Source organism: uncultured Microbacterium sp., assembly GCF_900078385.1.
GTDB lineage: Bacteria > Actinomycetota > Actinomycetes > Actinomycetales > Microbacteriaceae > Microbacterium.
This window is the reverse complement of the sequence record NZ_FLQR01000007.1, coordinates 264374-289411: the sequence shown is the minus strand read 5'-3', so window position 1 is coordinate 289411 and position 25038 is coordinate 264374. Positions and strand designations below refer to the sequence as shown.

At 72.2% G+C, this 25038-nt stretch carries 26 protein-coding genes; 18 read left to right on the top strand and 8 right to left on the bottom strand.

Going from position 1 to position 25038, the window contains the following annotated elements:
- Positions 1–3 precede the first annotated feature (3 nt).
- Genes QZL85_RS09115 through QZL85_RS09100 form a run of 4 tightly spaced genes read left to right on the top strand, consistent with a single transcriptional unit; the run spans position 4 to position 3393 of the window.
- Positions 4–825, top strand: coding sequence for an ABC transporter ATP-binding protein (locus tag QZL85_RS09115; protein WP_295576232.1), 822 nt, complete (start codon positions 4–6; stop codon positions 823–825).
- Positions 825–1646 carry an ABC transporter permease gene (locus tag QZL85_RS09110; RefSeq protein ID WP_295576230.1) on the top strand — a complete coding sequence of 274 codons (822 nt, stop codon included), beginning with the start codon at positions 825–827 and terminating at the stop codon, positions 1644–1646. The genes QZL85_RS09115 and QZL85_RS09110 overlap by 1 nt, the downstream gene beginning before the upstream one ends.
- Positions 1643–2446, top strand: coding sequence for an ABC transporter permease (locus tag QZL85_RS09105; protein WP_295576229.1), 804 nt, complete (start codon positions 1643–1645; stop codon positions 2444–2446). Before QZL85_RS09110 ends, QZL85_RS09105 begins: the two co-directional genes overlap by 4 nt.
- Before the next feature lie 35 nt (positions 2447–2481).
- Positions 2482–3393, top strand: coding sequence for a 2-hydroxyacid dehydrogenase (locus QZL85_RS09100; RefSeq protein WP_295576228.1), 912 nt, complete (start codon positions 2482–2484; stop codon positions 3391–3393).
- Between the two features lie 22 nt (positions 3394–3415).
- Here the strand turns inward: QZL85_RS09100 and QZL85_RS09095 are convergent, their stop codons facing one another.
- Positions 3416–3934, bottom strand: coding sequence for an adenine phosphoribosyltransferase (locus tag QZL85_RS09095; protein WP_295576227.1), 519 nt, complete (start codon positions 3932–3934; stop codon positions 3416–3418).
- 72 nt (positions 3935–4006) lie between these two features.
- On the opposite strand from QZL85_RS09095, the gene QZL85_RS09090 reads away from it, so the two are divergent.
- From QZL85_RS09090 to sufU, 7 genes are all read left to right on the top strand, one after another.
- Positions 4007–5674 (top strand): glycoside hydrolase family 13 protein, encoded by a 1668-nt coding sequence (locus tag QZL85_RS09090; protein WP_295576226.1) that lies wholly within the window; start codon positions 4007–4009, stop codon positions 5672–5674.
- 4 nt (positions 5675–5678) lie between these two features.
- Positions 5679–6680, top strand: coding sequence for a LacI family DNA-binding transcriptional regulator (locus QZL85_RS09085; protein ID WP_295576224.1), 1002 nt, complete (start codon positions 5679–5681; stop codon positions 6678–6680).
- A gap of 10 nt (positions 6681–6690) precedes the next feature.
- Positions 6691–7917 carry an amidohydrolase gene (locus QZL85_RS09080; RefSeq protein WP_295576223.1) on the top strand — a complete coding sequence of 409 codons (1227 nt, stop codon included), beginning with the start codon at positions 6691–6693 and terminating at the stop codon, positions 7915–7917.
- Complete coding sequence (locus QZL85_RS09075; protein WP_295576222.1) at positions 7914–8657, top strand: hypothetical protein; 744 nt, start codon at positions 7914–7916, stop codon at positions 8655–8657. The genes QZL85_RS09080 and QZL85_RS09075 overlap by 4 nt, the downstream gene beginning before the upstream one ends.
- A gap of 63 nt (positions 8658–8720) precedes the next feature.
- Positions 8721–10769, top strand: a complete 2049-nt coding sequence (locus tag QZL85_RS09070) for an APC family permease (protein WP_295576221.1) — start codon at positions 8721–8723, stop codon at positions 10767–10769.
- Positions 10770–10818: 49 nt separating this feature from the next.
- Positions 10819–12114 (top strand): aminotransferase class V-fold PLP-dependent enzyme, encoded by a 1296-nt coding sequence (locus QZL85_RS09065; RefSeq protein WP_295576220.1) that lies wholly within the window; start codon positions 10819–10821, stop codon positions 12112–12114.
- The gene (sufU, locus tag QZL85_RS09060) at positions 12111–12554 is read left to right on the top strand and encodes a Fe-S cluster assembly sulfur transfer protein SufU (protein ID WP_295576218.1); all 444 of its coding nucleotides are present in this window, start codon (positions 12111–12113) and stop codon (positions 12552–12554) included. Before QZL85_RS09065 ends, sufU begins: the two co-directional genes overlap by 4 nt.
- Before the next feature lie 24 nt (positions 12555–12578).
- Here sufU and QZL85_RS09055 read toward each other — a convergent pair whose 3' ends face one another.
- From QZL85_RS09055 to QZL85_RS09040, 4 genes are read right to left on the bottom strand one after another with little or no spacing between them, the layout of a single operon-like run.
- Complete coding sequence (locus QZL85_RS09055) at positions 12579–13556, bottom strand: SRPBCC family protein (RefSeq protein ID WP_295576216.1); 978 nt, start codon at positions 13554–13556, stop codon at positions 12579–12581.
- 28 nt (positions 13557–13584) lie between these two features.
- Entirely contained in the window at positions 13585–13950 is a 366-nt protein-coding gene (locus tag QZL85_RS09050; protein WP_295576213.1) for a helix-turn-helix domain-containing protein, read from the bottom strand.
- Between the two features lie 60 nt (positions 13951–14010).
- Positions 14011–14358 carry a TraR/DksA C4-type zinc finger protein gene (locus QZL85_RS09045; RefSeq protein WP_295576211.1) on the bottom strand — a complete coding sequence of 116 codons (348 nt, stop codon included), beginning with the start codon at positions 14356–14358 and terminating at the stop codon, positions 14011–14013.
- Between the two features lie 6 nt (positions 14359–14364).
- Positions 14365–15270 carry a TerC family protein gene (locus tag QZL85_RS09040; RefSeq protein ID WP_295576209.1) on the bottom strand — a complete coding sequence of 302 codons (906 nt, stop codon included), beginning with the start codon at positions 15268–15270 and terminating at the stop codon, positions 14365–14367.
- Between the two features lie 99 nt (positions 15271–15369).
- Here QZL85_RS09040 and QZL85_RS09035 point away from each other — a divergent pair, with 99 nt between their 5' ends.
- From QZL85_RS09035 to QZL85_RS09015, 5 genes are all read left to right on the top strand, one after another.
- Complete coding sequence (locus QZL85_RS09035) at positions 15370–15594, top strand: hypothetical protein (RefSeq protein ID WP_295576207.1); 225 nt, start codon at positions 15370–15372, stop codon at positions 15592–15594.
- Positions 15595–15675: 81 nt separating this feature from the next.
- Positions 15676–18009, top strand: coding sequence for a phosphoribosylformylglycinamidine synthase subunit PurL (gene purL / locus QZL85_RS09030; RefSeq protein ID WP_295576205.1), 2334 nt, complete (start codon positions 15676–15678; stop codon positions 18007–18009).
- Entirely contained in the window at positions 18006–18140 is a 135-nt protein-coding gene (locus QZL85_RS09025) for a hypothetical protein (RefSeq protein WP_295576203.1), read from the top strand. Before purL ends, QZL85_RS09025 begins: the two co-directional genes overlap by 4 nt.
- Before the next feature lie 38 nt (positions 18141–18178).
- A complete protein-coding gene (locus QZL85_RS09020; protein ID WP_295576200.1) occupies positions 18179–19132 on the top strand; it encodes a hypothetical protein in 954 nt (317 codons plus the stop codon).
- Positions 19133–19161: 29 nt separating this feature from the next.
- Complete coding sequence (locus QZL85_RS09015) at positions 19162–19896, top strand: hypothetical protein (RefSeq protein ID WP_295576199.1); 735 nt, start codon at positions 19162–19164, stop codon at positions 19894–19896.
- 11 nt (positions 19897–19907) lie between these two features.
- Here the strand turns inward: QZL85_RS09015 and QZL85_RS09010 are convergent, their stop codons facing one another.
- Positions 19908–20213, bottom strand: coding sequence for a chorismate mutase (locus tag QZL85_RS09010; RefSeq protein ID WP_295576197.1), 306 nt, complete (start codon positions 20211–20213; stop codon positions 19908–19910).
- A 92-nt stretch (positions 20214–20305) separates the two neighbouring features.
- Between QZL85_RS09010 and QZL85_RS09005 the strand changes: the two genes are divergently transcribed.
- Positions 20306–20947: a hypothetical protein gene (locus tag QZL85_RS09005; protein ID WP_295576195.1), complete on the top strand. Its 642-nt coding sequence runs from the start codon at positions 20306–20308 to the stop codon at positions 20945–20947.
- Here the strand turns inward: QZL85_RS09005 and QZL85_RS09000 are convergent, their stop codons facing one another.
- Both QZL85_RS09000 and QZL85_RS08995 read right to left on the bottom strand, forming a co-directional pair.
- On the bottom strand, positions 20948–22162 hold the full coding sequence (locus QZL85_RS09000; protein WP_295576193.1) for a beta-propeller fold lactonase family protein: 1215 nt from the start codon (positions 22160–22162) through the stop codon (positions 20948–20950).
- A complete protein-coding gene (locus QZL85_RS08995; RefSeq protein ID WP_295576190.1) occupies positions 22159–23442 on the bottom strand; it encodes an adenylosuccinate synthase in 1284 nt (427 codons plus the stop codon). The genes QZL85_RS09000 and QZL85_RS08995 overlap by 4 nt, the downstream gene beginning before the upstream one ends.
- Before the next feature lie 101 nt (positions 23443–23543).
- Between QZL85_RS08995 and argG the strand changes: the two genes are divergently transcribed.
- The gene (gene argG, locus QZL85_RS08990; RefSeq protein ID WP_295576188.1) at positions 23544–24986 is read left to right on the top strand and encodes an argininosuccinate synthase; all 1443 of its coding nucleotides are present in this window, start codon (positions 23544–23546) and stop codon (positions 24984–24986) included.
- Positions 24987–25038: the final 52 nt, after the last annotated feature.

Genomic DNA, 25038 nt, shown 5'->3' with positions numbered 1-25038 from the left:
TCCATGACTGATCACACGCTCACGGATGCCGGTGCCCGCACGGGTACCGGCATCCGGATCGACGGCCTCAGCAAGACGTTCCAGACCGGCCGCGGTCGCTCCGTCACGGCGCTCGAGGACACGCACCTGCACACCGACCAGGGGTCGTTCCTGGCGCTCCTCGGGCCGTCCGGCTGCGGCAAGTCGACCATCCTCCGCATCCTCGCCGACCTGGAGAACCCGACCGCGGGCGAGGTCTTCGTCGACGGGAAGACCCCGGCGCAGCTGCGCCGCGGCCATGAGCTGGGCATCGCGTTCCAGGACCACGCGCTGCTGCCCTGGCGGAGCGTGCTGCACAACGTGCGGCTCCCCTTCGAGATCGCCGGGCGCAGCCCCGACAAGGAGTACATCGACGAGCTCATCGGGCTGGTCGGCCTGCGGGGCTTCGAGAAGGCCAAGCCCGCACAGCTCTCCGGCGGCATGCGCCAGCGCGTCTCCATCGCGCGCGCACTCGCGCTGAAGCCGTCCGTCCTGCTCCTCGACGAGCCCTTCGGCGCGCTCGACGACATGACGCGGCAGAACCTCAATCTCGAGCTCCTGCGGATCTGGACCGAGAAGCCCGCCACGACCCTGCTGGTCACGCACGGCATCTCCGAGGCGATCTTCCTGTCCGACCGCGTCGCGGTCATGTCGCCGAGGCCGGGCCGGGTGAAGGAGATCATCGAGGTCGACCTGCCGCGGCCGCGGCTGCCCGAGATGCAGCGCACGCCGGAGTTCCACGCGCTCGTCGACCGGGCCTCCGACCTCCTCTTCGGCAGCGACGGCCGCGCGGCCGCGGAGTCCTGATGCGCTCCGCGACCCGCATGCCCGGGTGGCTCGCCGGCCTCATCGGCGCCGCCGTGCTGATCGCGGCGTGGTGGCTGCTCTCCGTGACGGCGTTCACGCCCGCGGAGGGGACGACCTTCACGCCCGTCCCGACGCCGTGGGCCGTGCTGGAGACCCTCTGGAACGACGGGCTCGCGCCGTACTGGAGCGTCTTCCAGGTCACGATCGGCGAAGCCCTCACGGGATACGTGTGGGGCAACGCGATCGCGCTGCTCCTGGCATCCACCGTGCTCCTCCTCCCGCGGCTCGAGCCCGTCATCATGCAGGTCGCCGTCGTCAGCTACTGCCTGCCGGTCGTCGCCGTCGGCGGGCTCGCCATCGTCATCCTGGGCGGGGCGAAGCGGCCGGGCGACCTCAGCGCGACCGCGATCTTCCTCGCCGCCCTCGCGGTGTTCTTCACGACCGTCGTCGGCGCGCTCCTGGGCTTCAAGGCGGCCGACCGCGCGACGCTCGACGTCGTGCGGGTCTACGGCGGGTCCCGGTTCACGCAGCTGCGCAAGGTGCGGCTCATCGCGGCGGCGCCCGCGATCCTCAACGCCCTGCAGATCGCCGTGCCGAGCGCCTTCCTCGGCGCGATCCTCGGCGAGTACATGGGGGCCATCGACCGCGGCGTGGGCATCACGCTCATCAAGCTGCAGGGCGACCTCGACTCCACGCGGGTCTGGGCGGTGTTCCTGCTGAGCGCCGTCGTCGCCCTCATCGGCTACGGCATCGTGGGACTGATCTCCCGGCTCGTGACGCCCTGGGTCTCCGGCCGCACGACGGGGACGGTCAGCGCATGATGGCCGCCGTCTGGCGGACCCTCGGCCGATCCACGCTCAACGCCGCGCTGACCCTCGTCATCGTCATCGCCCTCTGGTGGGCGATCACCGCGTTCACCGGGATCTCGCCCTACGTCGCGAAGGGACCCGCGCAGGTGTGGGAGTTCCTCGTCAGCGGGGAGGATGCCGCGGCGCACCGCGCCGAGATGTGGCCGCTCCTCGCGCAGACGCTGCAGGATGCCGCGATCGGCTTCGTCGCCGGGATGTCGGTCGCCCTCCTCCTCGCGATCGCGTTCTCGCTGTCCCGCGCCGTCGAGGCGGGGGTGATGCCGCTCGCCCTGCTGCTGCGCAGCGTCCCGCTCGTGGCGATCGCCCCGGTCATCATCCTCATCACCGGTCGCGGCACCCCCGCATCCGTCGCCGTGATCGGCAGCATCGTCGTGCTGTTCCCCGCGCTCGCCTCGATCCTGTTCGGCCTGAGCCGCGCGTCGCAGCAGAGCCTCGACCTCGTGCACGTCTACGGCGGCGGCCGGGTCGCGCAGCTGCGCAAGGTGAACCTGCCGGGCGCCCTGCCGTCGCTCTTCGCCGCCGCACGCGTCTCGGTGCCCGGCGCCGTCACGGGCGCCCTGCTCGCGGAGTGGCTGTCCACGGGGCAGGGCATCGGCGGGATGATCCAGAAGTTCAGCGCCACGGCGCGCTTCGACGACCTGTGGGCCTCCGTCGCGCTCATCACGCTCGTGACCCTTCTGCTCTACAACGTCGTGCAGATCGTGGAGAACGTCGCCCTCACGCGGATGGGCATGGCGACCTCGGCCGCGTGAGCCGTCGCACGCGCGTCCCGGGCTAGCCTCGAGGGATGAGCGCCGTCACCGTCAGCGTCCCCACCGCCAAGCTCGCCGCGTCCCTCGGCCCGATCGAGGGGGCCGAGGTCATCGTGTGGGAGATGGAGGGCGCGCCCCCGCGCACCGACATCGACCTCGTCGTGCCGCCGTACATGTCGCCGCGCACGACGCTGCCGCTCCTCGCCGAGGTCCGGAGCCGCCTCATCCAGGGCCAGGCGATCGGCTACGAGGGCGTCGAGACGATGCTGCCGCCGGGCTCGGTCTTCGCGAACGCCTCGACGGTGCACGAGACCTCGACGGCCGAGCTCGCCGTCGCCCTCACCCTCGCGGCGCAGCGCGATCTGCCCGTCTATGTCCGCGCGCAGACCGAGGGCCGCTGGGCCCCGACGTTCGCGGCGAGCCTCGCCGACCGGCGCGTGCTGCTGCTCGGATACGGCGGCGTCGGCAAGGCGATCGCCGCGCGCCTTCGGCCCTTCGAGGTCGAACTGACCGCGGTGGCCTCGCGGGCCCGCGACGAGGACGGCGTCCACGTGCACGGCGTCGACGAGCTGCCCGCACTGCTGCCGCACGCCGAGATCGTCGTGCTGTCGCTGCCGGGCGGCGAGGACACCCGGCACATCGTCGACGACGCCTTCCTGCGCGCCCTGCCGGACGGCGCGCTGATCGTGAACGTGGGGCGCGGGCCGCTCGTCGACACCGACGCGCTCCTCGCCCACGCCGGCCGGATCCGCGCCGCGCTGGACGTCACCGACCCCGAGCCGCTGCCGGTTGGGCACCCGCTGTGGTCGGCCCCCGGTGTCCTCATCGCGCCGCACGTCGGCGGCGCGTCGACGGCCATGACGCCCCGCCTCGTCGCGCTCCTGCGCCGTCAGATCGCGCACCTGGTCGCCGGCGAGGAGCCCGAGAACATCGTCGTCCGCACCTGACCGCGTCGCCGCGGAACGGGTGTCAGACCGTGAAGACGGCGTGCACGGGGCCGCAGACGGCCTGCCCGCCGAGCTCGGCGAGCTCCATCAGCACGGCGGTGCCCGCCAGGACGTACCCCAGCTCTGCCAGCACCTCGCGGCCGGCGCGCAGCGTGCCGCCGGTCGCGAGCACGTCGTCCACGAGCAGCACACGCGTGCCGACCGGAAGGTCGGCGGCCATCTCGATCGTCGCCTGCCCGTACTCGAGGTCGTAGGAGACGGATGCCGCTGGCCGCGGCAGCTTGCCGGCCTTGCGGATGGGCACGGTGCCCACTCCCGCCGCGACGGCGACGGCGCCCGCGAGGAGGAAGCCGCGCGCCTCGACCCCGGCCACGACGTCGAACGTGCCGACGAACGGCTCGATGAGCGCGTCGACGACGGCGCGCAGCGCCGCAGCATCCGCGAGGAGCGGCGAGATGTCGCGGAACAGAATGCCGGGCTCCGGGAAATCGGGCGTCAGGGCGATGAGGGATTCTGCGCGGGCGAGAGCGTCGGAGGGCACCCGCCGAGCTTACGCTCTGGTCGCCGTGGCGCGCCGCCGCGGACTGCAAGCGCTTGCAGTAGACTTCCGCGCATGACTTCTCCCCTCACCTCCACCCTCGAGCCCATCGGCGAGAGCCGGCCCGGCGCCGAGTGGTGGCGCACCGCCGTCATCTACCAGATCTACCCCCGCTCGTTCGCCGACGCGAACGGTGACGGCATCGGCGACCTTTCCGGCATCACCGCCCACCTCGACGACCTCGCGGCCCTCGGCGTCGACGCCGTCTGGCTGAGCCCGTTCTACCGCTCGCCGCAGAAGGATGCCGGCTACGACGTCGCCGACTACTGCGACGTCGACCCGCTCTTCGGCACTCTGGCCGACTTCGACGACATGCTCGCCCGCGCGCACGCCCACGGCATCCGCGTCATCGTCGACCTGGTCCCGAACCACAGCTCCGACCAGCACGGCTGGTTCCAGGAGGCCCTCGCCGCCGCTCCGGGCAGCGCCGCCCGCGCACGGTACATGTTCCGCGACGGGCAGGGCACGGACGGCGAGCTCCCCCCGAACAACTGGGAGTCCGTCTTCGGCGGCCCTGCGTGGACGCGGGTTCCGGACGGCCAGTGGTACCTGCACCTCTTCGACTCGACGCAGCCCGACTTCGACTGGGCGAACCCCGAGGTGCAGGAGGAGTTCCGCCGCATCCTCCGCTTCTGGCTCGACCGCGGCGTCGACGGCTTCCGCGTCGATGTGGCGCACGGCCTCGTCAAGACCGACGGCCTGCCCGACCACCTGCCCGCCGTCGACGCGGACTCGATGGGCGGCGCCGACGAGGACGTGCCGTACTGGGGTCAGGAGGGCGTGCACGAGATCTACCGCGACTGGAACCGCGTGCTCGCCGAGTACGACGGCGACCGCGCCCTGTGCGCCGAGGCGTGGCTGCCGACCGTCGACCGGACGGCCCTCTGGGTGCGCCCCGACGAGATGCACCAGGCCTTCAACTTCCCGTACCTCACGACCGGCTGGGACGCCGCGGAGCTCCGCGAGGTCATCTCCGAGTCGCTGCGGGCCTTCCCCGCCGTCGGCGCTCCCGCGACCTGGGTGCTCTCCAACCACGATGTCGTGCGGCATGCATCGCGCCTCGCGCTGACGGCGGAGAACCCGCAAGGCCACGGCATCGGCCCGGACTCGCCCGGACAGCCGATCCCCGAGGTGGGGCTCCGCCGCGCCCGCGCCGCGACCACCGTGATGCTGGCGCTGCCCGGCTCGGCGTACCTGTACCAGGGCGAGGAGCTGGGCCTCCCCGAGGTCATCGACCTCCCCGCCGACACCCGGCAGGACCCGACCTGGTTCCGGACGGACGGCGAGCGCTACGGCCGCGACGGCTGCCGCGTGCCGATCCCGTGGGTCGGGGATGCTCCCGCCTACGGGTTCAGCCCGAGCGGCGCCTCGTGGCTGCCGCAGCCCGCGGAGTGGGCGGAGCTCGCCCGCTCGGCGCAGGAGGACGACCCCGAGTCGACCCTCTGGCTGTACCGGACGGTGCTCGCATACCGCCGCGCCCACGAGCTCGGTGCGGGTGCGCTGGAGTGGCTGACCGGGTTCGGCGACGAGGTCATCGCCTTCCGCAACGGCGACGTCACGGTCGTGGCGAACCTCGGCACCGCGCCGGTCACGCTGCCCGCCGGCACGCTGCTCGTCGCGAGCGAGGACTTCGACGGCGCGCACCTTCCGGCCGACACCACGGTCTGGCTCACGGCAGACTGAGACCATGGTCGGCATCGGCGAGGTGGCCCGCAGTGCGGGGGTCTCGACGGCGACCGTCTCGCGCGCGCTGAGCGGGCGCGGGCCGGTCTCCGCCACCACCCGCGCGCGGGTCCTCGCCGCCGCCGACCGGCTGGGCTACGTCGTCTCCGCCGCCGCGTCGAGCCTCGCGACCGGGCGCATGCGCAACGTCGGCGTGCTCGTGCCGCTCCTGGACCGCTGGTTCTACGCGCAGGTGCTGAGCGGCATCGCGACGCGCCTGTCGCCGGAGGGCTACGACCTCACGCTCTACAACCTCCCCGACGACCACGCCCCGCGGCGCGACGTGCTCGCCCGGTCGCTGCGTCGCAACCGCGTCGACGCGGTCATCGCACTGTCGGTCTTCCTGGACGACGACGAGGTGGCCGAGCTGCAGCGCCTCGGCAAGCCCGTCATCGCGATCGGCCGGCAGAGCCCCCAGCTGGTCGCCCTGACCGTCGACGACCGGGCCGTCGCCCGGCTGGCCACCGAGCACCTGCTCGAGCTCGGCCACACGGCGGTCGCGCACATCGGCGAGAGCCGCGACCAGCAGGAGGAGGCGCACGTGCCCACGCTGCGTCGCCGCGGATTCGAGCAGGCGATGGCGGATGCCGGCATCCCCGTGCGGGAGGACCTGTTCGAGCCGGCCGACTTCACGATCGACGGCGGCTACCAGGCCGCGGGCCGGCTCCTCGACCGCGCCGACCGGCCGACGGCCATCTTCGCCGCGTCCGACGAGATGGCCTTCGGGGCGATCTTCGCCGCCCGCGAGCGCGGCCTGCGGGTCCCCGAGGACCTCTCCGTCGTGGGCGTCGACGGGCATGAGATGAGTGGATTCTTCGCGCTCACCACGATCGACCAGTTCCCGCACGCGCAGGGGGAGCGCGCGGCCGAGGCCGTCCTCGCCGTGCTCGACTCCGGGTCGGAGCCGGAGCCGGCATCGCTCGCGTTCGAACTCGTGGTCCGGACCTCGACGGCACCGCCCGCGTAGGCTCGGGGGCATGACGATCGACCTCGAGGCCCTCTACATCGACCTGCATCGCCACCCCGAGCTCTCCTTCCAGGAGACCCGCACGGCCGGCGTCGTGACGCGGGAGCTCGAGGCCCTCGGGCTCGAGTTCGTCGAAGGGCTCGGCAAGACCGGCGTCGCGACGGTCATCCGCAACGGCGACGGCCCCGTCGTGTGGCTGCGCGCCGACATGGACGCCCTTCCCGTACCGGAGCAGACCGGCCTCGACTACGCCAGCACGGCGCGCGGCACGGATCCCGCCGGCCTCGACGTGCCCGTCATGCACGCGTGCGGCCACGACATGCACATCACGGCGCTGCTCGGCGCGCTCGAGCGTCTGTCCGCGACCCGCGCGGAGTGGTCCGGCACGATCGTCGCCGTCTTCCAGCCCGCCGAGGAGTACGGCGCGGGCGCGCAGGCGATGATCGCCGACGGCGTGCTCGACCGTTTCCCGCGCCCCGACGTCGTGCTCGGACAGCACCTCACCCCGCTCCCGGCCGGCGTGATCGGCGTCCGTCCGGGCACGCAGATGGCGGCCTCCGACGGCCTCACCGTCACCCTCCTCGGCCGCGGCGGGCACGGCTCGCGCCCGCACTCCACGATCGATCCCGTGGTCATGGCGGCCGCGACCGTCATGCGGCTGCAGACCGTCGTCTCGCGCGAGATCGACCCGCGCGAGATGGGCGTCGTGACCGTCGGATCGATCCACGCGGGCCTGAAGAACAACATCATCCCCGCCGAGGCGAAGCTCGAGCTGAGCCTGCGCTACCCCGACGAGGAGGCGCGCACGAACATCATGGGCCGCGTCGAGCGGATCATCCGCGCCGAGGCCCAGGCATCCGGCGCGGAGGAGCCCCCCATCATCACGATCGATCACTCCCTCCCCCCGACGATCAACGACCGCGCCGCGACGGCCCGGCTCACGGCGGCCTTCGACGGGGCCTTCGGCGACGGGACGGTCGTGGATCCCGGCATGTTCACCGGCAGCGAGGACGTCTCCTGGTTCGCGCGCGAGGCCGGCGTCCCGCTCGTCTACTGGTTCTGGGGCGGCGTCGACCCGCAGAAGTACGCGGATGCCGTGGCCGCCGGCACCGTCGAGAAGGACATCCCGACGAACCACTCGCCGTTCTTCGCACCCGTCCTGCACCCCACGATCGAGCGCGGCGTCGATGCGCTCGTGGTCGCGGCGCGCGAGTTCCTCCAGGTGCCCTCCGCGTGACCGGGCCGCACAGCACCCCCGCGCGGCAGCGCCGCGACAGGACGCCGATCGTGCTCGGCATCGTGGCGGGCGTGCTCGCCGTCGTCGTCGGCGTCACGTTGACGATCGCGCTCACCCGCGACGGATCCCCGGAGACCGCGCCGAGTCCCCGCCCCCCGGCGCAGACGACGGCGCCGGACGGGACGCCCTCCGCGGAGCCGACCGCCCCCGACGAGGAGCCGGCGGGTGTGCAGCTGTCGGCGACGGGGTTCGCCCTCGTCGACGACACCGGCGCCGAGACGTTCGCCTACCGGTGGTCCGACCCGAGCGAGCCGGCCGTCGCCGCCCTCACCGCGGCCTTCGGCGCCGCACCGGAGCAGCGCACCGAGAAGGGCGACGGCAGTCACTACCCCGACTACACGGTGCACCAGTGGCCCGGTTTCGCCCTCTACGACATGGTCGTCTCCGAGGGCGGCTCGGACCGCGACACCTACGCGCAGCCGTCGTGGATCCGCGTCACCGCGAACACGATCGGCGAGGTCGCGGTGACCGCCGAGTTCGGCATCCAGATCGGGACCACCGTCGACGCGGTGGAGGCCGCCGGACCCGACACCGACTTCGAGCGCAACGGGGCCCTCCGCTACGTCTTCGCCGCCGACCGCTCCTCGACGGCCGAGGAGACCCCGTCGTACAGCATGATGGCCGACACCGACGGCGATGCCGTCACGGCCATCCTGTACTACTTCTACGCGGACCTCTGACCTTCCCGGCGTTCCGCTCCCCAGGAAGAGACCCGACGTTGCGCACGAATCGGCGCGGGCGTAATGTCGCCCGCCGTGGCTATTGACACCGGCGAACCGGCCGACGACTCCCCCGTCGTCAAACGCATCCTGATCGGGGATCCCCTCACCAGCGAGACGCTCGACGACCAGCTGCTCCCGAAGCGGCGCGCACTTCCGATCTTCGCCTCCGACGCGCTCTCCTCCGTGGCCTACGCCCCGCAGGAGCTGCTCATGATCCTGCTCATCGGCGGCACGGCGTTCCTGGCCTTCAGCCCGTGGGTCGCCGTGGCCGTCGTGACGCTGCTCGTCGTCGTGGTGCTGAGCTACCGGCAGCTCATCAAGGCCTACCCGTCCGGTGGCGGCGACTACGAGGTCGCCCGCACGAACCTCGGCGAGGTGCCCGGGGTCGTGGTGGCATCCGCGCTCCTCGTGGACTACATCCTCACGGTCGCGGTGTCGGTGGCATCCGGAGTGGACAACATCATCTCCGCCCTCCCGGGACTCGATCCCCTGCGGGTGGAGCTCGCGGTCGGCTTCGTCGTGCTCATCGTCGTCGTGAACCTCCGGGGCGTCCGGGAGGCCTCGCACGCCTTCGCGATCCCCACCTATGTCTTCATCGGGTCCGTGGCCGTCATGGTCGTGACGGGACTCGTCCGCTGGGCCCTCGGCGACGCGCCGGTCGCGGAGAGCGCCCAGTACGCGGTGCAGGCCGAGGATCTCACGCAGGTGGCCGTCATCCTCCTGATCCTGCGGGCGTTCTCCAGCGGCTGCTCGGCCCTCACCGGCGTCGAGGCCGTGTCCAACGGCGTCCCCGCGTTCCGCGAGGACAAGGTGCGGAACGCCCAGACGACCCTGGTCCTGATGGGCTCGATCGCCATCGGCCTCTTCGCCGGCCTCACGCTGCTGGCGCTCGTCACCGGTGTCCACTACGCCGAGAACCCGTGCCACCTCATCGGGTTCGACTGCACGGCGCCGCAGCCCTCGCTGATGGCGCAGGTCGCCGCCGCGACCTTCGGCGGAGGCTCGATCCCCTTCTACGTCATCCAGGCCGCGACCGCGTGCGTGCTCCTCCTGGCGGCCAACACGGCGTTCAACGGCTTCCCGCTCCTCGGCTCGGTCCTCGCGCGCGACGGCTACGCGCCGAAGGCGCTCAACACGCGCGGCGACCGCCTCGTGTACTCCAACGGCATGATCCTGCTGGGTCTTGCGGCGATCGCCGTGCTCGTGGTGTTCCAGGCGAGACTCACGACGCTCATCCAGCTGTACATCATCGGCGTGTTCGTGTCGTTCTCGCTCGGACAGCTCGGGATGGTGCGGCACTGGCGCCGCGAGCTGCGCCTGCTGCCGGCATCCCGCCGCCGCGAGCGCCGCGAATCGCACATCGGGCTCTTCATCAACTCCCTCGGCGCGACGTTCACGATCCTCGTGCTGGTCATCGTCACCGTGACGAAGTTCACACACGGCGCGTGGCTCGTCTTCTTCGCGATCCCGGTGCTCGCCCTCCTCATGATCGGCGTCAACCGCTACTACCGCGACGTCGAGCACGAGATCGCGATGGACGACGACGTCGAGTACGGCTCCTCCGGCGACGTCGCCATCATCCTCGTCAAACGCGTGCAGAAGCCGGTCGCGAAGGCCGTCGACTACGCCCTCGCGGCACGACACGACCAGACGCTCGCGCTGCACGTCGCGGTGACGAAGGAGGACGCCCTCGCGGTGCAGACCGACTGGGAGGTGCACCGGATGCCGGTCCCGCTCGTCGTCATCGAGTCGCCGTACCGCCACTACGCGTCGCCCGTCACGCAGTTCATCGAGGCGTACCGCGAGAAGCACGGCCCGTCGGTGGTGACCGTCTACCTGCCGCAGTACATGGTCGGCCACTGGTGGGAGTCGCTGCTGCACAACCGCCGGGCCCGCCGCATCGCGCAGCAGCTCCTCCTCGTGCACGGCGTCACGGTGACCCTCGTCCCGTGGCTGCTGGACTCCTCCGAGCTCGTCTACGGCCGCCGGTCGCGCCCGCTCCCCGGCGACGACCGCGGCGGACGGCTCGCGACCTACGGCCTCGTGGCGCACACCGACGAGGAGCCGTGAGCGCTCGCCCCCCGGCGCCCGCCCGGCCCAGGCGGCGTAGCCTAGAGGGGTGACTTCCGCCCTTCCTCAGACGATCCCCGGTCTGGATGCCGCCGCGCTGCGCGCGGACTTCCCGATCCTGGGCGAGCAGGTGAACGGGCGCCCGCTCATCTACCTCGACTCCGCCGCCACGAGCCAGAAGCCCCGGCAGGTCCTCGACGCCGAACGCGACTTCCTCACCCACGCCAACGGGGCCGTGCACCGCGGCGCGCACACGCTCGCTGCCGAGGCGACCGACCTCTTCGAGGACGCGCGCGCCACCGTCGCCTCCTTCGTCGGCGCGCGGCCCGAGCAGCTCGTCTGGACGAGCGGCGCCACGATGGGCCTCAACCTCGTGGCGTACGCGATCGGCAACGCCACGGCAGGGCGCGGCGGCGCGGCGGCCGCCCGCTTCGCACTGCAGCCCGGCGACGAGATCGTCGCGACGGCGATCGAGCACCACGCGAACCTCATCCCGTGGCAGGAGCTCGCGGCCCGCACCGGCGCGGTGCTGCGGCACATCCCCGCACACGAGGACGGGACACTCGACCTCGACGCCGCGGCGTCCCTCATCGGCGCGCGCACGCGCGTCGTCGCGTTCACGCACGTCTCCAACGTCCTCGGCATCGTCAACCCCGTCGCCGAGCTCGTCGCGCTCGCGCGCGAGGTCGGCGCGCTCACCGTCCTCGACGCGTGCCAGTCGGCGCCCCACCTTCCCCTGGACCTCCCGGCGCTGGGCGTCGACCTCGCGGTCTTCAGCGGCCACAAGATGCTGGGGCCCTACGGCGTCGGCGGGCTGTACGGCCGCGCCGACGTGCTCGAGGCCCTGCCCCCGTTCCTCACCGGCGGCTCCATGATCACCACGGTCACCCTCGACGGCGCGGAGTACCTGCCGCCGCCGCAGCGCTTCGAGGCCGGGACGCAGCCCGTGGGCCCGGCGGTCGGTCTCGCCGCCGCCGTCCGCTACCTGGACGGCGTCGGGCTCGGCGCGATCCACGCGCACGAGGCGGCGCTCGCGGCGCGTCTGGGCGAGGGACTGCGCGCCATCCCGGGCATCCGCCTCCTCGGCGACGCCGCCGGAGTCGAGCGGGTCGGGCTGTGGTCCTTCGACGTCGACGGCGTGCACGCGCACGACGCCGGCCAGTTCCTCGACGCGCGCGGCATCGCGGTGCGCGTCGGGCACCACTGCGCGGCGCCGCTGCACCGGCAGTACGGCATCACGGCATCCGTGCGGGCGAGCGCCGCGCTCTACAACACGGCGGACGAGATCGACGAGCTGCTCGACGCCGTCTCCGGCATCCGCGCCTACTTCGGAGCGGAGTCATGAGCGACCTCGACGGCCTGTACCGCGAGCTGATCCTGGATCACTCCAAGCACCCGCAGCACTTCGGCCTCGCCGACGAGGACGGCGCCCACGCGACCTCGCACCAGCGGAACCCGGTGTGCGGCGACGAGATCACCCTCCGCGCGCGGATCACGGCGGACGGCGACGCCATCCGCGATGTCACGTGGGAGGGGTCGGGCTGCTCGATCTCGCAGGCGTCGGCGTCGATGCTCTCCGACCTCGTCGAGGGGATGCCGCGGACCGAGGTCCGGACGCTCATCGACGGGTTCCGCGAGGCGCTGCGCTCGCGCGGCCAGCTCGAGCTCGACGAGGACGTGTACGGCGATGCCGCGGCCCTCACCGGCGTCTCGAAGTTCTCCGCGCGCGTGAAGTGCGCGATGCTCGCGTGGGTCGCGCTCGAGGACGCCCTCGCCCGCGCCTGAGCACGGGGAGGGCGTCCGCCCTCGTCAGGCCCGGATGACCTGCTCTTCGAGCCGCGCGTAGCTGGCCTCCATGCCCTCGGTCATGCCGGTGGCGAGGATCATGTCCCGCGTGTCCTTGTCGGGGTACTCGATGAGGATCGTCAGCAGGGTCGCCCCGTCCTCCTCGTAGAGCGTCATGTCGTTGACGGTCGAGGGACCGTCCATGCCGATCATCTTCTCCGTCGTGACGGCGCGCCGGGTCGGCTCGCTCAGGAGCGACTCCCCTTCGAACCCGAAGCCGCTGTCCGGGACGCCGTCCTGCTCCCACACGTAGCGGTACCGGTCGCCGGTCTTCTGGGCGATCTCGCACTCGGTCATCGACCAGCCGTCCGGGCCGAGGAGCCACTTCTTCATGAGGTCGGCATCGTGGTGCGCGCGCCAGACGAGGTCGCGCGGACCGTCGATGAGCCGCGTGATCCGCACGTGCGTGTCATCGAGCAGCTCGGTGCGCGTGCCCTTCCCCTGCGCGTACTCCCGGAGGCTCTGCAGGACGGCGTCGAGCTGGTTCAGCGCGAGACGCGAACCCTCGACGGCGCCCATCGCGACGACCTGCTCGAGGGCGTCGAGCGAGGTGAAGTACGTGACACTCGTGAGCCGCGATCCGTCGCCCGCGGCATCGACCGCGAACGTCATCCGCATGCTGGGGAAGCCCTCGAGCGGAGCGCCGTGCTCGTCGACGAACGAGTCGAGCACCTCGAACGAGGTGCCGTCCTCGATGCGGAGGAACTCCCACGCACCGCGCGACGCCTCGCCGTGGGGACTCGTCATGTGGTACTCCGCGCGCCCCCCGACGGCGAAATCGAACGCCGTGAAGGTCGCCGGCCATCCCGGCGGCCCCCAGAACCGCTCGAGCTGGCGCGGATCCGTGAGGGCGTGCCAGAGCCGGGTGGCCGGCGCGTCGAACTCCGCGAGCAGCGTCATCTGCAGGTTCTCGGGATCGGTGGTGATGTCGGTGACAGGCATGTCGGTCTCCTTCGTTCCGGTGGTGGTGTCAGCGTTCGGGGTGGGCGGGGTCGGCCAGCAGCGCGTCGAGGCGGTCGACGCGGCTGCGCCACAGCTCCTCGTAGCGGGCGAGCAGGGCACGGGCGCGGGCGATCATGACGGGATCCGCACGGACCAGGCGCTCGCGGCCCTCGGCCCGCTTGACGATGAGCCCGGCCGCCTCGAGGACGGCGACGTGCTTCTGCACCGCCGCGAACGACATGTCGTAGTCCGCGGCGAGCGCCGAGACGGACTGCTCGCGCTGGATCGTGCGGCGCAGGATGTCGCGGCGCGTCGCCGCCGCGAGTGCGTGGAACAGGCGGTCGGTTTCATCATCGGTCAGCTCACTGTGCTGTCGGGAGTATTGTGCAACCATTTGGTTGTACGTTAGACCTCGGGATGCCGCTCGTCAACCCCCCGCGGGAATCCGGTTCCGTCAGACCCGTCCCGCGCACGCGACGCAGAGCGACGCCATCGGCCGGGCCTCGAGCCGCGCCGCGGGGATCGGCCGGCCGCACGACGCGCACACGCCGTAGGTCCCGTCCGCGACGCGCTGCAGCGCGGCATCCACGTCAGCCCGCTCGCCGCGGGCCGCGCCACGGAGCGCCTCGATGCGCTGCCACTCCCCGGAGAGCGTCGAGCCCTCCGGGTCGTGCTCGTCGTCGGCCGTCGCATCCGCCCGGTCGGTGCGGATGCTCTGCTCGTCGCGGTCGAGCCGCGCCAGCAGGTCATCGAGCTCGCGCGCCCGCGCGCGCAGCGCCCGCTCCGGCTCCGCGGCGGCCATCCCCGGTCAGCCCAAGCCGTGGCGGTCGTCGGGGCCGGCGACGTCCGTCCCCGCGACGGGGCGGTTCGACAGCCCCACGGAACCCGCATTCGGGTCGGTCGAGGTCGCCGCGCGGACCGCGACCGACTCGTCGATCGCCGGGTAGGTCGGGCGCAGGCGCACGGGATCGGCCGACCGCGCGGCGTCGCGGCGACGCTTGCGGGCCGCAGCCGCGAGGTTGAGGCCTTCGACGAAGATCGCGAACGCCATGGGTCCGTAGATGAGCGCCTTGTCGATCTTGATGTGGAAGCCCTCGGCGATGAGGAAGACGCCGATGAGGAGGAGGAACGACAGCGCGAGCATCTTCACGGTGGGGTGCGCGTTGACGAAGGCGAAGATGAAGCGCGAGGCGAACAGCATGATGCCGAAGGAGAGCACGACGGCGGAGATGATGACGATCATGTTGCTCGTCATCCCGACGGCCGTGATGACCGAGTCGAGGGAGAAGACGAGGTCGAGCAGCAGGATCTGGACGAGGACGCTGCCGAAGGTCGCGGTGGCGACCTTCTCGCCGGTACCGTGATGCTCCTCGGCGCCCTCCAGCTTCTGATGGATCTCGTGCACGGCCTTGTAGACGAGGAAGAGCCCGCCGACGATGAGGATGAAGTCCTTGACGGAGAACTCGAGCTCGCCGAGCGTCACGATCGGCTCGGTCAGCGTGATGATCCAGCCCGCGGCGAACACCAGCAGCACACGCATGAGCATGGCGAGGGTCAGGCCGAGGTTCCGCGCCCGTGCCTGCTGGGCGACGGGCAGCCGGGAGGAGAGGATCGAGATGAAGATCACGTTGTCGACGCCGAGCACGAGCTCGAGCACGAAGAGCGTGAGGAAGACGGCGATCAGGTCGGGCGAGAGCTCGAGCGAGAAGTCCATCGTCCCAGCGTAAGCGGCTACCGTCGCGATCCCGATCGGTCAACCCCCTGGGCCCGGCGGGCCGGGTGGGCCACGCTGTCCTCGAGGAAGGGAGCCGTCATGTCCGACACGACTCAGGAGACCACCGGCGCGCCGAGCGAGGACCCCGGGACCGGCACGCCGCACGCGCCGGAGGAGGAGCCGACGACGGCCGAGCTGGCCGAGCCGAGCACGGAGAAGGACCCCGGCGAGGAGCCGAAGGCCCCCGCGCCGAAGGGCGGCGAGCCCAGCCACCACGCCGTCGGCATCGGCGTTCTGGACGACGAGGACCCGCACGAGGACTGACTCCGGGCGATCGGAAGGGGGCGCGGGCGGCGCCGGTAGGATGAGAGCATCCCCGGCACCCGAATCTTGGAGCCCAGCCGCGTGAGCACCCCTGTCGCAGACACTGTAGAGAACGCCGTCGCCACGCCGGAGAAGGAGCAGCCGTACGCGGCGCTCGGCCTCAAGCCCGACGAGTACGACCGCATCCGCGAGATCCTCGGGCGTCGCCCGACCTCCGGCGAGCTGGCGATGTACTCCGTCATGTGGAGCGAGCACTGCTCGTACAAGTCCTCCAAGAACTACCTCCGGCGCTTCGGTCAGAAGGTGTCCGAGGAGATGAAGACCCGGCTCATGGTCGGCATGGGCCAGAACGCCGGCGTCGTCGACGTGGGCGAGGGCTGGGCGGTGACCTTCAAGGTCGAGTCGCACAACCACCCCAGCTACATCGAGCCGTTCCAGGGCGCCGCGACGGGCGTCGGCGGGATCGTCCGCGACATCATCTCGATGGGCGCGCGCCCCGTGGCCGTCATGGACCAGCTCCGCTTCGGCGCCATCGACCACCCCGACACGGCGCGCGTCGTGCACGGCGTCGTCTCCGGCATCTCGTTCTACGGCAACTGCCTGGGCCTGCCGAACATCGGCGGCGAGACGGTCTTCGACGCCGTCTACCAGGGCAACCCGCTCGTCAACGCCCTCGCGGTCGGCGTCATGCGCCACGAGGACATCAAGCTCGCGAACGCCACGGGTGCGGGCAACAAGGTCGTGCTCTTCGGCGCGCGCACCGGCGGCGACGGCATCGGCGGCGCCAGCATCCTGGCATCCGACACCTTCGCCGATGGCGGTCCGACCAAGCGCCCCGCCGTGCAGGTCGGTGACCCGTTCGCGGAGAAGGTGCTCATCGAGTGCTGCCTCGAGCTCTACCAGGGCGAGCTCGTCGAGGCGATCCAGGATCTCGGCGCCGCGGGCATCTCCTGCGCGACGAGCGAGCTGGCCGCCAACGGCGGCTCGGGCATGCGCGTCGATCTGGAGAACGTGCTGCTGCGCGACTCGACGCTCACGCCGGAGGAGATCCTCATGAGCGAGAGCCAGGAGCGGATGATGGCGATCGTCGCTCCGGAGAAGCTCGACGCCTTCCTCGCCGTCACCGGCAAGTGGGATGTCGAGACGAGCGTCCTCGGCGAGGTCACCGGCGACGGACGCCTGCAGATCTTCTGGCACGGCGAGGAGATCGTCAACGTCGACCCCTCGACGGTCGCGGTGGACGGCCCCGTGTACGACCGGCCGGTCGCCTACCCCACCTGGATCGACGCCCTGCGCGAGGACTCGGCCTCGGCCCTGCCGCGCACGGACGACGCCGACACGCTCCGCCGCCAGTTCCTCCAGCTGCTCGCGAGCCCCAACCTCGCCGACACGTCGTGGATCACGAACCAGTACGACTACTACGTCATGGGCAACACGGCGCTGAGCTTCCCGGATGACGCCGGCATGATCCGCGTCGACGAGGAGTCCGGACTCGGCTTCGCGATCGCCACCGACTGCAACGGGCGCTTCTGCCAGCTCGACCCGTACGCGGGGGCCCAGCTCGCCCTCGCCGAGGCGTACCGCAACGTCGCCGTCACCGGCGCGGTGCCGACGGCCGTCACCGACTGCCTGAACTTCGGCAGCCCGGAGAACCCCGAGGTCATGTGGCAGTTCGGTCAGGCCGTGGACGGTCTCGCCGATGCGTGCCTCGAGCTCGGCGTCCCGGTCACCGGCGGCAACGTGAGCTTCTACAACCAGACCGGCGACACCCCGATCTTCCCGACCCCCGTGGTCGGCGTGCTCGGGATCATCGACGACGTCGCCCGCCGCATCCCGAGCGGGTGGCAGGATGCCGGCGAGAACATCTACCTCCTCGGCGTGACGTCGACCGAGCTCAGCGGCTCCGCCTGGGCGGGCACCGTGCACGGTCACCTCGGCGGTCGCCCGCCGGCGGTCGACCTGCAGAACGAGAAGAAGCTCGCCGAACTCATCCACGCGGCCTCGCACCAGGAGCTCGTCTCCGCGGCGCACGACCTGTCCGCAGGTGGACTCGGCCAGGCGCTCGCGGAGGGCGTGCTGCGCTTCGGCCTCGGCGCCCGGGTGTGGCTGCGCGAGATCATGGAGCGCGATGGAGTGGATGCCGCGACGGCGCTCTTCAGCGAGTCCACGGGTCGCGTCATCGTGTCGGTGCCCCGCGAGGAGGACGTGAAGTTCCGCGGCCTCTGCGAAGGACGCGGCTACCCGGTCCTGCGGATCGGCGTGACCGATCCTGCGGCCGCAGGGGAGGAGCCGGCGCTGGAGATCCAGGACCTGTTCACCGTGCCGCTCTCCGAGCTGCGCACGCAGTCGCGGGGGACGCTCCCGGCGGCCTTCGGGGCGATCATCCAGGAGAACACGGTGGAGGCCGGCGCATGAGCGATCAGGACGAGTACGCGGGCTTCGGCGACAAGCGGGCCGCGCGGATGAAGGTCATCGCGTGGACCGTGATCGCCGCCCTCATCATCGTCGGCGGCGGCGCGACGGTCCTCGCCCTGCTGTTCGGCTGACCCGCCGCACTCCCAGGCGGAGTGGCTAGCATGACGGCGTGGACCCCTTCTGGGCGGCGATCGCCGAATTCTGGTGGGTGGCGCCGGCCGTGATCGGCACGGGCGCCGTCGGCTGGTTCGGCGTGCGCCGCCAGCGTGCGGTCCACGCCCGCCGTCTCGCCTACGACGCGGCCCGCCACGAACTGCGCGGCGCCCGCACGACGGCAGCGGGCGCGCGCGCCGAGGTGCGTGTCGCACGGGCCGACCTCGCCCGCATCCAGGCCGAGCGCGCAGCGGGCCGCGCGTCGTCGTCCGATGTGACCCGCGCCCGCGACGAGCTCATCCGCGCCCAGCGCGACGCGCGCGCGCTCTCCGCCGGCGTGCGTGCACAGCGCGCGCGCGTCGCCGCCGCGCGCGCCGTCCTCCCGGGGGCGGCGTCCGATCCCGCGCGCCTGCCGCTCGCGCAGCTCATGTCCGCGCACGACACCGTGACACGGCGCTGGCTCGACTACGAGACCGACCCCGCCAAGCTCATCGCGTTCCCCGCCGTCAGCGACGCCCGCGCACCGCTGACGGCGGTGTACCTCACCGAGCGCGCGACGGCGCAGCGGCTGCGGCCGCGGTCGGCGCAGGCCGTGATCTCCCCGGCGGACTTCGCCGCCTACCGCGATGCGGTCCGCCGGCTCGAGGCGACGTTCGACGCGGCCGAGAAGGAGGCGTGGCGCCAGGCCCGCGCGAGCGGCGCCGTCCCGCCCGCCGAAGCAGAGACGCCGGCACCGCGCTGGACCGAGGTCGCGCAGCGCCTGACCGAGACCGTCATCGCCTCCTCCGCCGAGGTCATCGCGCGCGTCGGCGACGCGACCCGCTCCACGGCGCGCGCCGACGAGCCGGCCGCCGACCCGGCTCCGGACCCCGCCGCGGCACGGCCGACCCCGCCGCCACCCGCCGACATGACGCCGCCGCCGGTGTGGCCCGTGCCGTCCCGCTCGAACCGGCAGCCGCCCCGCCCATGACGGGCGGCGCGGTTGCATAGCATGGCACCGTGGATGCGTTCTTCGAGTTCCTCGGCCACTACTGGTGGCTGGCGTTCCCGCTCATCGGAGCGGCGGGCGCCGCTGCACGGGGCTGGGAGGGCGCCGCGCGTCGTCGGCACAAGCGCCGCCTGGAGATCCTGCGGGCCAAGGGGGAGTTGAAGGCGGCCGCCCACACCCCCGTCGCGACGGCGACCGAGCCGAAGCCCATCACGCGACCCTCGCCCGTCCCGACCCAGCTCGAGCAGCTGTTCGCCGCGCATGATGCCGTCACGGCGCGCTGGCTCGACTACGAGCTGGATGTCGCCAAGCTGATCGCGTTCCCCACGATGAGCGATGGCCGGCAGGACCTCACCGCCGCCTTCCTGCGGGCGAGGAAGACCGCCGACAACCTGCGGCCCCGCTCGGTCGACGCGCGGGTGAGCGCGGGTGACCTCGCCGCATACCGTGCTGCCGTCACCGACTTCGAGGTCGCGTTCGACATCGCCGAGCGCGACGCGCGCCGCGTGCGGGATTCGTCCTTCACCGAGGTCGAGCGCAAGCGACTGAGCACCGCGAAGCAGCTCCTCACGATCGCGATCGATCAGGCGGCGACCCCCGCGGAACGGCAGCTCGCCTACCGGCGCGTGCGGGAGGAGCTCGACGGGCTCATCTCCATCTCGGACGAGGCCATCGAGGTGCTCGAGAACAAGGTCGCGCTCGAATTGGATGCCGGACGCCGTCCGAGCGACCGGCCCGCGGACTGACCGGCGACCGCTCAGTCGGCCTCGGCGGCGGCGGTGTGGTGGCGGATCACCTCGGCCACGACGAAGCTGAACCACTTCTGCGCGAACTCCGGGTCGAGGTCGGCGTCGACGGACAGGCGGCGCAGCCGCTCGATCTGCTGCTCCTCCCGGGTGGGGTCGGAGGCCGGCATCCCGTGCTGCGCCTTCAGGACGCCCACCTGCTTCGTGCAGCGGAAGCGCTCGGCGAGCAGGAAGATGAGCGCGGCGTCGATGTTGTCGATGCTCGCACGCAGGTCGTGCAGTCGTGCGGTGGCGTCTTCGGCGGTGGCGTCGTCCATGGTGTCCTCCTCGTTCGACACTACCGGCCTCGTCGCGGCCGCCACCCGGCCTCGGTCCTGACGTCCCGCGGCTCGTCTGCGACGATGGTGGCGTGGACGACCTGAGCGCGCTGCGCGCCCGTGCCTACGGTCGCGGCGCCGCACCCCTCTCCGCCGAGGACGCCGCCCGGCTGGCGGAGCTCGAGCGCGCCCAGCGCGCGCCGGTCGTCGCGGATGCCGTCGGCGCCGCCGCCCCCGTCGAGACGCCGCTCCCTCCGGGTGCACCGCTTCCGCCCGCCCGGCGGATCTCCGCGTGGCTCCTCGCCGGAGCGGCGGTCCTCCTGCTGGTGCTCGGCGTCGCCACCGGCTACGCGCTCAGCGCCGTGCAGCGCGCCCCGGCCGCCGCCCCGACACCGACGTCCACCCCGCTGTCCCTTCCGGACGGAGCGCTCGCCAGTCGCGATCGCGTCGCCGCACGGCAGCCCTGGGACGACGGATCGCTCCGGCTCATCACCTGGATCGACGGCGCGAGCTACTGGTGGGGGACGCGGTCGGACGGGTCCCTGACGTGCCTCGCGTCGGACGGCGACGATGTCATCGTGACGTGCCTGCCGACGGACGAGGTGCGCGCCCGCGGCCTCGTGCTGACGGCGACCTTCTTCGATGCGGACACCGGCCTGAACGACGACGAGACGGAGATCTCCTTCGACCCCTACGGGACGGGGCAGCTGTACGTCCGCCACCAGGGCGGCTGATCAGGGCGCGTCGGGCAGGATGCAGGACGGCGACGGCGCCGCCGTGCGGTGCCGCACCCGCCCGGGGACCCCGGTGCGCTCGTCGAGCGTGAGCGAGGCGACCTCGTCGGAGCGCTGCCCGGCGACCAGCAGGGTGTCCCGGACGACGACATGGTGCCGCGGCCCTCGCACGCCGGCCTCGGCGAGCGCGACGGGCGTGAACGACGCCCCCGCATCGCGCACCCGCACCGAGGCGATGGCATCCGTCCCCCGCACACCGGCGTAGACGAATTGCGCATCGCGGGAGAGTGCCACCTCGGCGGCCGCATCCCCCGCCGACACGGCCGGCGAGAGAGGCGTGCCTCCGACGAGGCGCCACGCCCCCGCGGCATCCGGGGCGAGCGCGAAGAGCTCGAGCGAGTGCTCGGTCACGACGTAGAGGTGTCCGCTCGGATGCCACACCGTATGCCGCGGCGCGGAGCCCCGCGGCAGCACGACGCGCCCGCGTTCGCGGAGCCGGCCGCCGGCGGTGCTCCAGAAGCGGATGACGTCGAAGCCGGCGTCGGTCGTCACGAGCGTGCCGTCCGGGAGGAACCGGGCCTGGTGCGCGCGCGAGGATCGTCGCGCCGGCGCCGACTCCGGCACCGGCGACGGCGCGTCGGCCTGCCCGGACTCGTCCGCCTCGGCGGCGAACGGCACGAGGTGCGCGAACTCGGCGCCGGCGGCGTCCCGGAGCGCCCGTGCCGCGGCGGCGAGATCGATGCCGCCGTCGGTCAGGGGGCCACCCGCAGCCGGCACCGGACCGCCTGCGCCGTGCGGGTCCTCGGCGGGGGCGGCGACGGCCGGAGCCGACGGCGTCCCGTCGGCGGCGAGCGTCATCCGCACGACGCGGCCATCGCCCCAGCACGCGGCGACGAGCGAACCTCCGTCGGGGGCGACCGCGAGGTGGCACACCGCATCGCCGGCGGCCACAGCGGTGCCGAGCCGGACGAAGGACACTTCCCCCGTCCGGCGGAACGCCTGCACTGCGCCGGCGCCCTCGAGCGCGGCGTAGAGCACATCGCCGCGCGGATGCCACGCGATCCACGACGGCGAGCCGCCGATCGCGACCGCGTCGGGACCGGTCCCGAGGGGGCCGCCGGCGAGGACGTCGTGCGGTGTCCCGGCGTGCAGAACGCCGATGCCGGTCGCGGCCCCGTCCATCTCGGCGGTGTACCCGCCCAGGAGGAATCTCACACGAGGTCGTGGCGCACGATGACCGCGTCCCGCGCGGCCCCGACGCCGATGACGGAGATGCGGGTGTTGCTCATCTCCTCCAGTGCCAGGACGTAGTCCTGCGCCTCGACCGGCAGATCGTCGAACGAGCGCGCGGTGGAGATGTCTTCCTTCCACCCCGGGAAGTACTCGTAGACCGGCTTGGCGTGGTGGAAGTCGGACTGGTTCACCGGGACCTCGTCGAACCGCACACCGTCGACGTCGTACGCGACGCACACCGGGATCTGGTCCAGGCCCGTGAGGATGTCGAGCTTGGTCAGCACGAGGTCGGTGATGCCGTTGATCCGCGTCGCGTATCGCGTCACGGGGGCGTCGTACCAGCCGACGCGGCGCGGGCGGCCGGTCGTGGTGCCGAACTCGAAGCCGCGCGAGCGCAGCCAGTCGCCGGACTCGTCGAAGAGCTCGGTGGGGAAGGGTCCCGAGCCCACGCGCGTCGTGTAGGCCTTGACGATGCCGACGATCCGGTCGAGCCGGTTCGGGCCGACGCCGGACCCCGTCGAGGCGCCGCCGGCGGTCGCCGACGAGGACGTCACGAACGGGTACGTGCCGTGGTCGACGTCGAGCATCGTGGCCTGGCCGCCCTCGAAGACGACGACGTCGCCGGCATCCAGCGCGTCGTTCAGGAGCAGCGCCGTGTCGGCGACCATCGGGCGCAGGCGATCGACGTAGGAGAGGAGGTCGGCGACGACCTCGTCCACCGCGATCGCGCGCCGGTTGTAGATCTTCAGCAGCAGGTGGTTCTTCTGGTCGAGGGCGCCCTCGACCTTCTGCCGGAGGATGTTCTCGTCGAAGAGGTCCTGGATGCGGATCCCGACGCGGTTGATCTTGTCGGCGTAGGCGGGCCCGATGCCACGCCCCGTCGTGCCGATCATGCGCTTGCCGAGGAAGCGCTCCGTCACCTTGTCGAGGGTGCGGTGGTACTGCGTGATGACGTGCGCGTTGGCGCTCACGCGCAGCCGCGACGTGTCGAGTCCCCGGGCGTGCAGCGCCTCCAGCTCCGCGAAGAGCACCTCGAGGTCGATCACGACGCCGTTGCCGATGACGGCGTTGACGCCCGGCGAGAGGATGCCGCTGGGCAGGAGGTGCAGCGCGTACTTCTCGTCGCCGATGACGACGGTGTGGCCGGCGTTGTTGCCGCCGTTGAACTTGACGACCCAGTCGGTCCGGTCGCCGAGGAGATCGGTGGCTTTGCCCTTGCCCTCGTCTCCCCACTGGACGCCGACGATCACGATGCCTGGCATGGGTGCTCCCCCGTTATCGGACGGTTACACCCCATCCTATCGAGATGCCGCGGACCACCCGTCAGCGGGGCGGCGGGAGCACCGTCGATAGACTGGACCCCATGTCCAAGGTCCTCCAGTCCCTGCCCGTCGGCGAGCGCGTCGGCATCGCCTTCTCAGGGGGCCTCGACACCTCCGTCGCGGTCGCGTGGATGCGCGACAAGGGCGCGGTGCCGTGCACCTACACGGGCGACCTCGGGCAGCCCGACGAAGACGACATCGCCGCGATCCCCGGCCGCGCGCTCGAGTACGGCGCGGAGGTCGCGCGCCTGGTCGACTGCAAGACGGCCCTCGTCGAGGAGGGTCTCGTCGCCCTCGCGTGCGGCGCGTTCCACATCCGCAGCGGCGGCCGCACGTACTTCAACACGACCCCCCTCGGGCGTGCCGTCACCGGCACGCTGCTGGTGCGGGCCATGAAGGAGGACGGCGTCGACATCTGGGGCGACGGATCCACCTACAAGGGCAACGACATCGAGCGGTTCTACCGCTACGGCCTGCTCGCCAACCCCGCGCTGCGCATCTACAAGCCGTGGCTGGATGCCGACTTCGTCACCGAACTCGGCGGCCGCACCGAGATGAGCGAGTGGCTCGTCGCGCACGGCTTCCCCTACCGCGACTCCGCCGAGAAGGCGTATTCGACCGACGCGAACATCTGGGGCGCGACGCACGAGGCGAAGACCCTGGAGCACCTCGACGTGTCGCTCGAGACCGTCGAGCCCATCATGGGCGTCCGGTTCTGGGACCCCGCGGTCGAGATCGCCACCGAGGACGTCACGGTCACCTTCGACCGCGGCCGCCCCGTCGCGCTCAACGGGGTCGAGTTCGCCGATCCGGTCGCGCTCGTCTTCGAGGCGAACCGCATCGGCGGGCGTCACGGTCTCGGCATGAGCGACCAGATCGAGAACCGCATCATCGAGGCGAAGAGCCGCGGCATCTACGAGGCGCCGGGCATGGCCCTGCTGTTCATCGCCTACGAGCGCCTCGTCAACAGCATCCTGAACGAGGACACGCTCGCCACCTACCACGAGCAGGGCCGGCGCCTCGGGCGCCTCATGTACGAGGGCCGCTGGCTCGAGCCGCAGTCCCTCATGCTGCGCGAGTCGATCCAGAAGTGGGTGGGCTCCACCATCACCGGCACCGTGACCCTGCGCCTCCGGCGGGGCGAGGACTACACGCTGCTCGACACCACCGCCCCGGTCATGTCGTACGGTCCCGAGAAGCTCTCGATGGAGCGCGTCGGCGACGCCGCCTTCGGCCCGACCGACCGGATCGGGCAGCTCACGATGCGCAACCTCGACATCGCCGACTCTCGGTCGCGGCTCGAGCAGTACGCCGGCCTCGGCCTCATCGGCGGCGCGACCGCCGAGCTCGTCGGCGAGCTCTCCCGCGGGAGCGCGGACGAGATCACCGGCCGCGCCGAGCCGCAGGACGCGGCGGGCGCCCAGCTCGCGGACGCCGTCGAAGAGGCTTCGGACTCGGCGTCGTTCGACTTCGGCGCCGACTGAGTCCGCCCGGGATACGATTCCACCACGGTCCCGCCGACCCTGGGGGCACGGG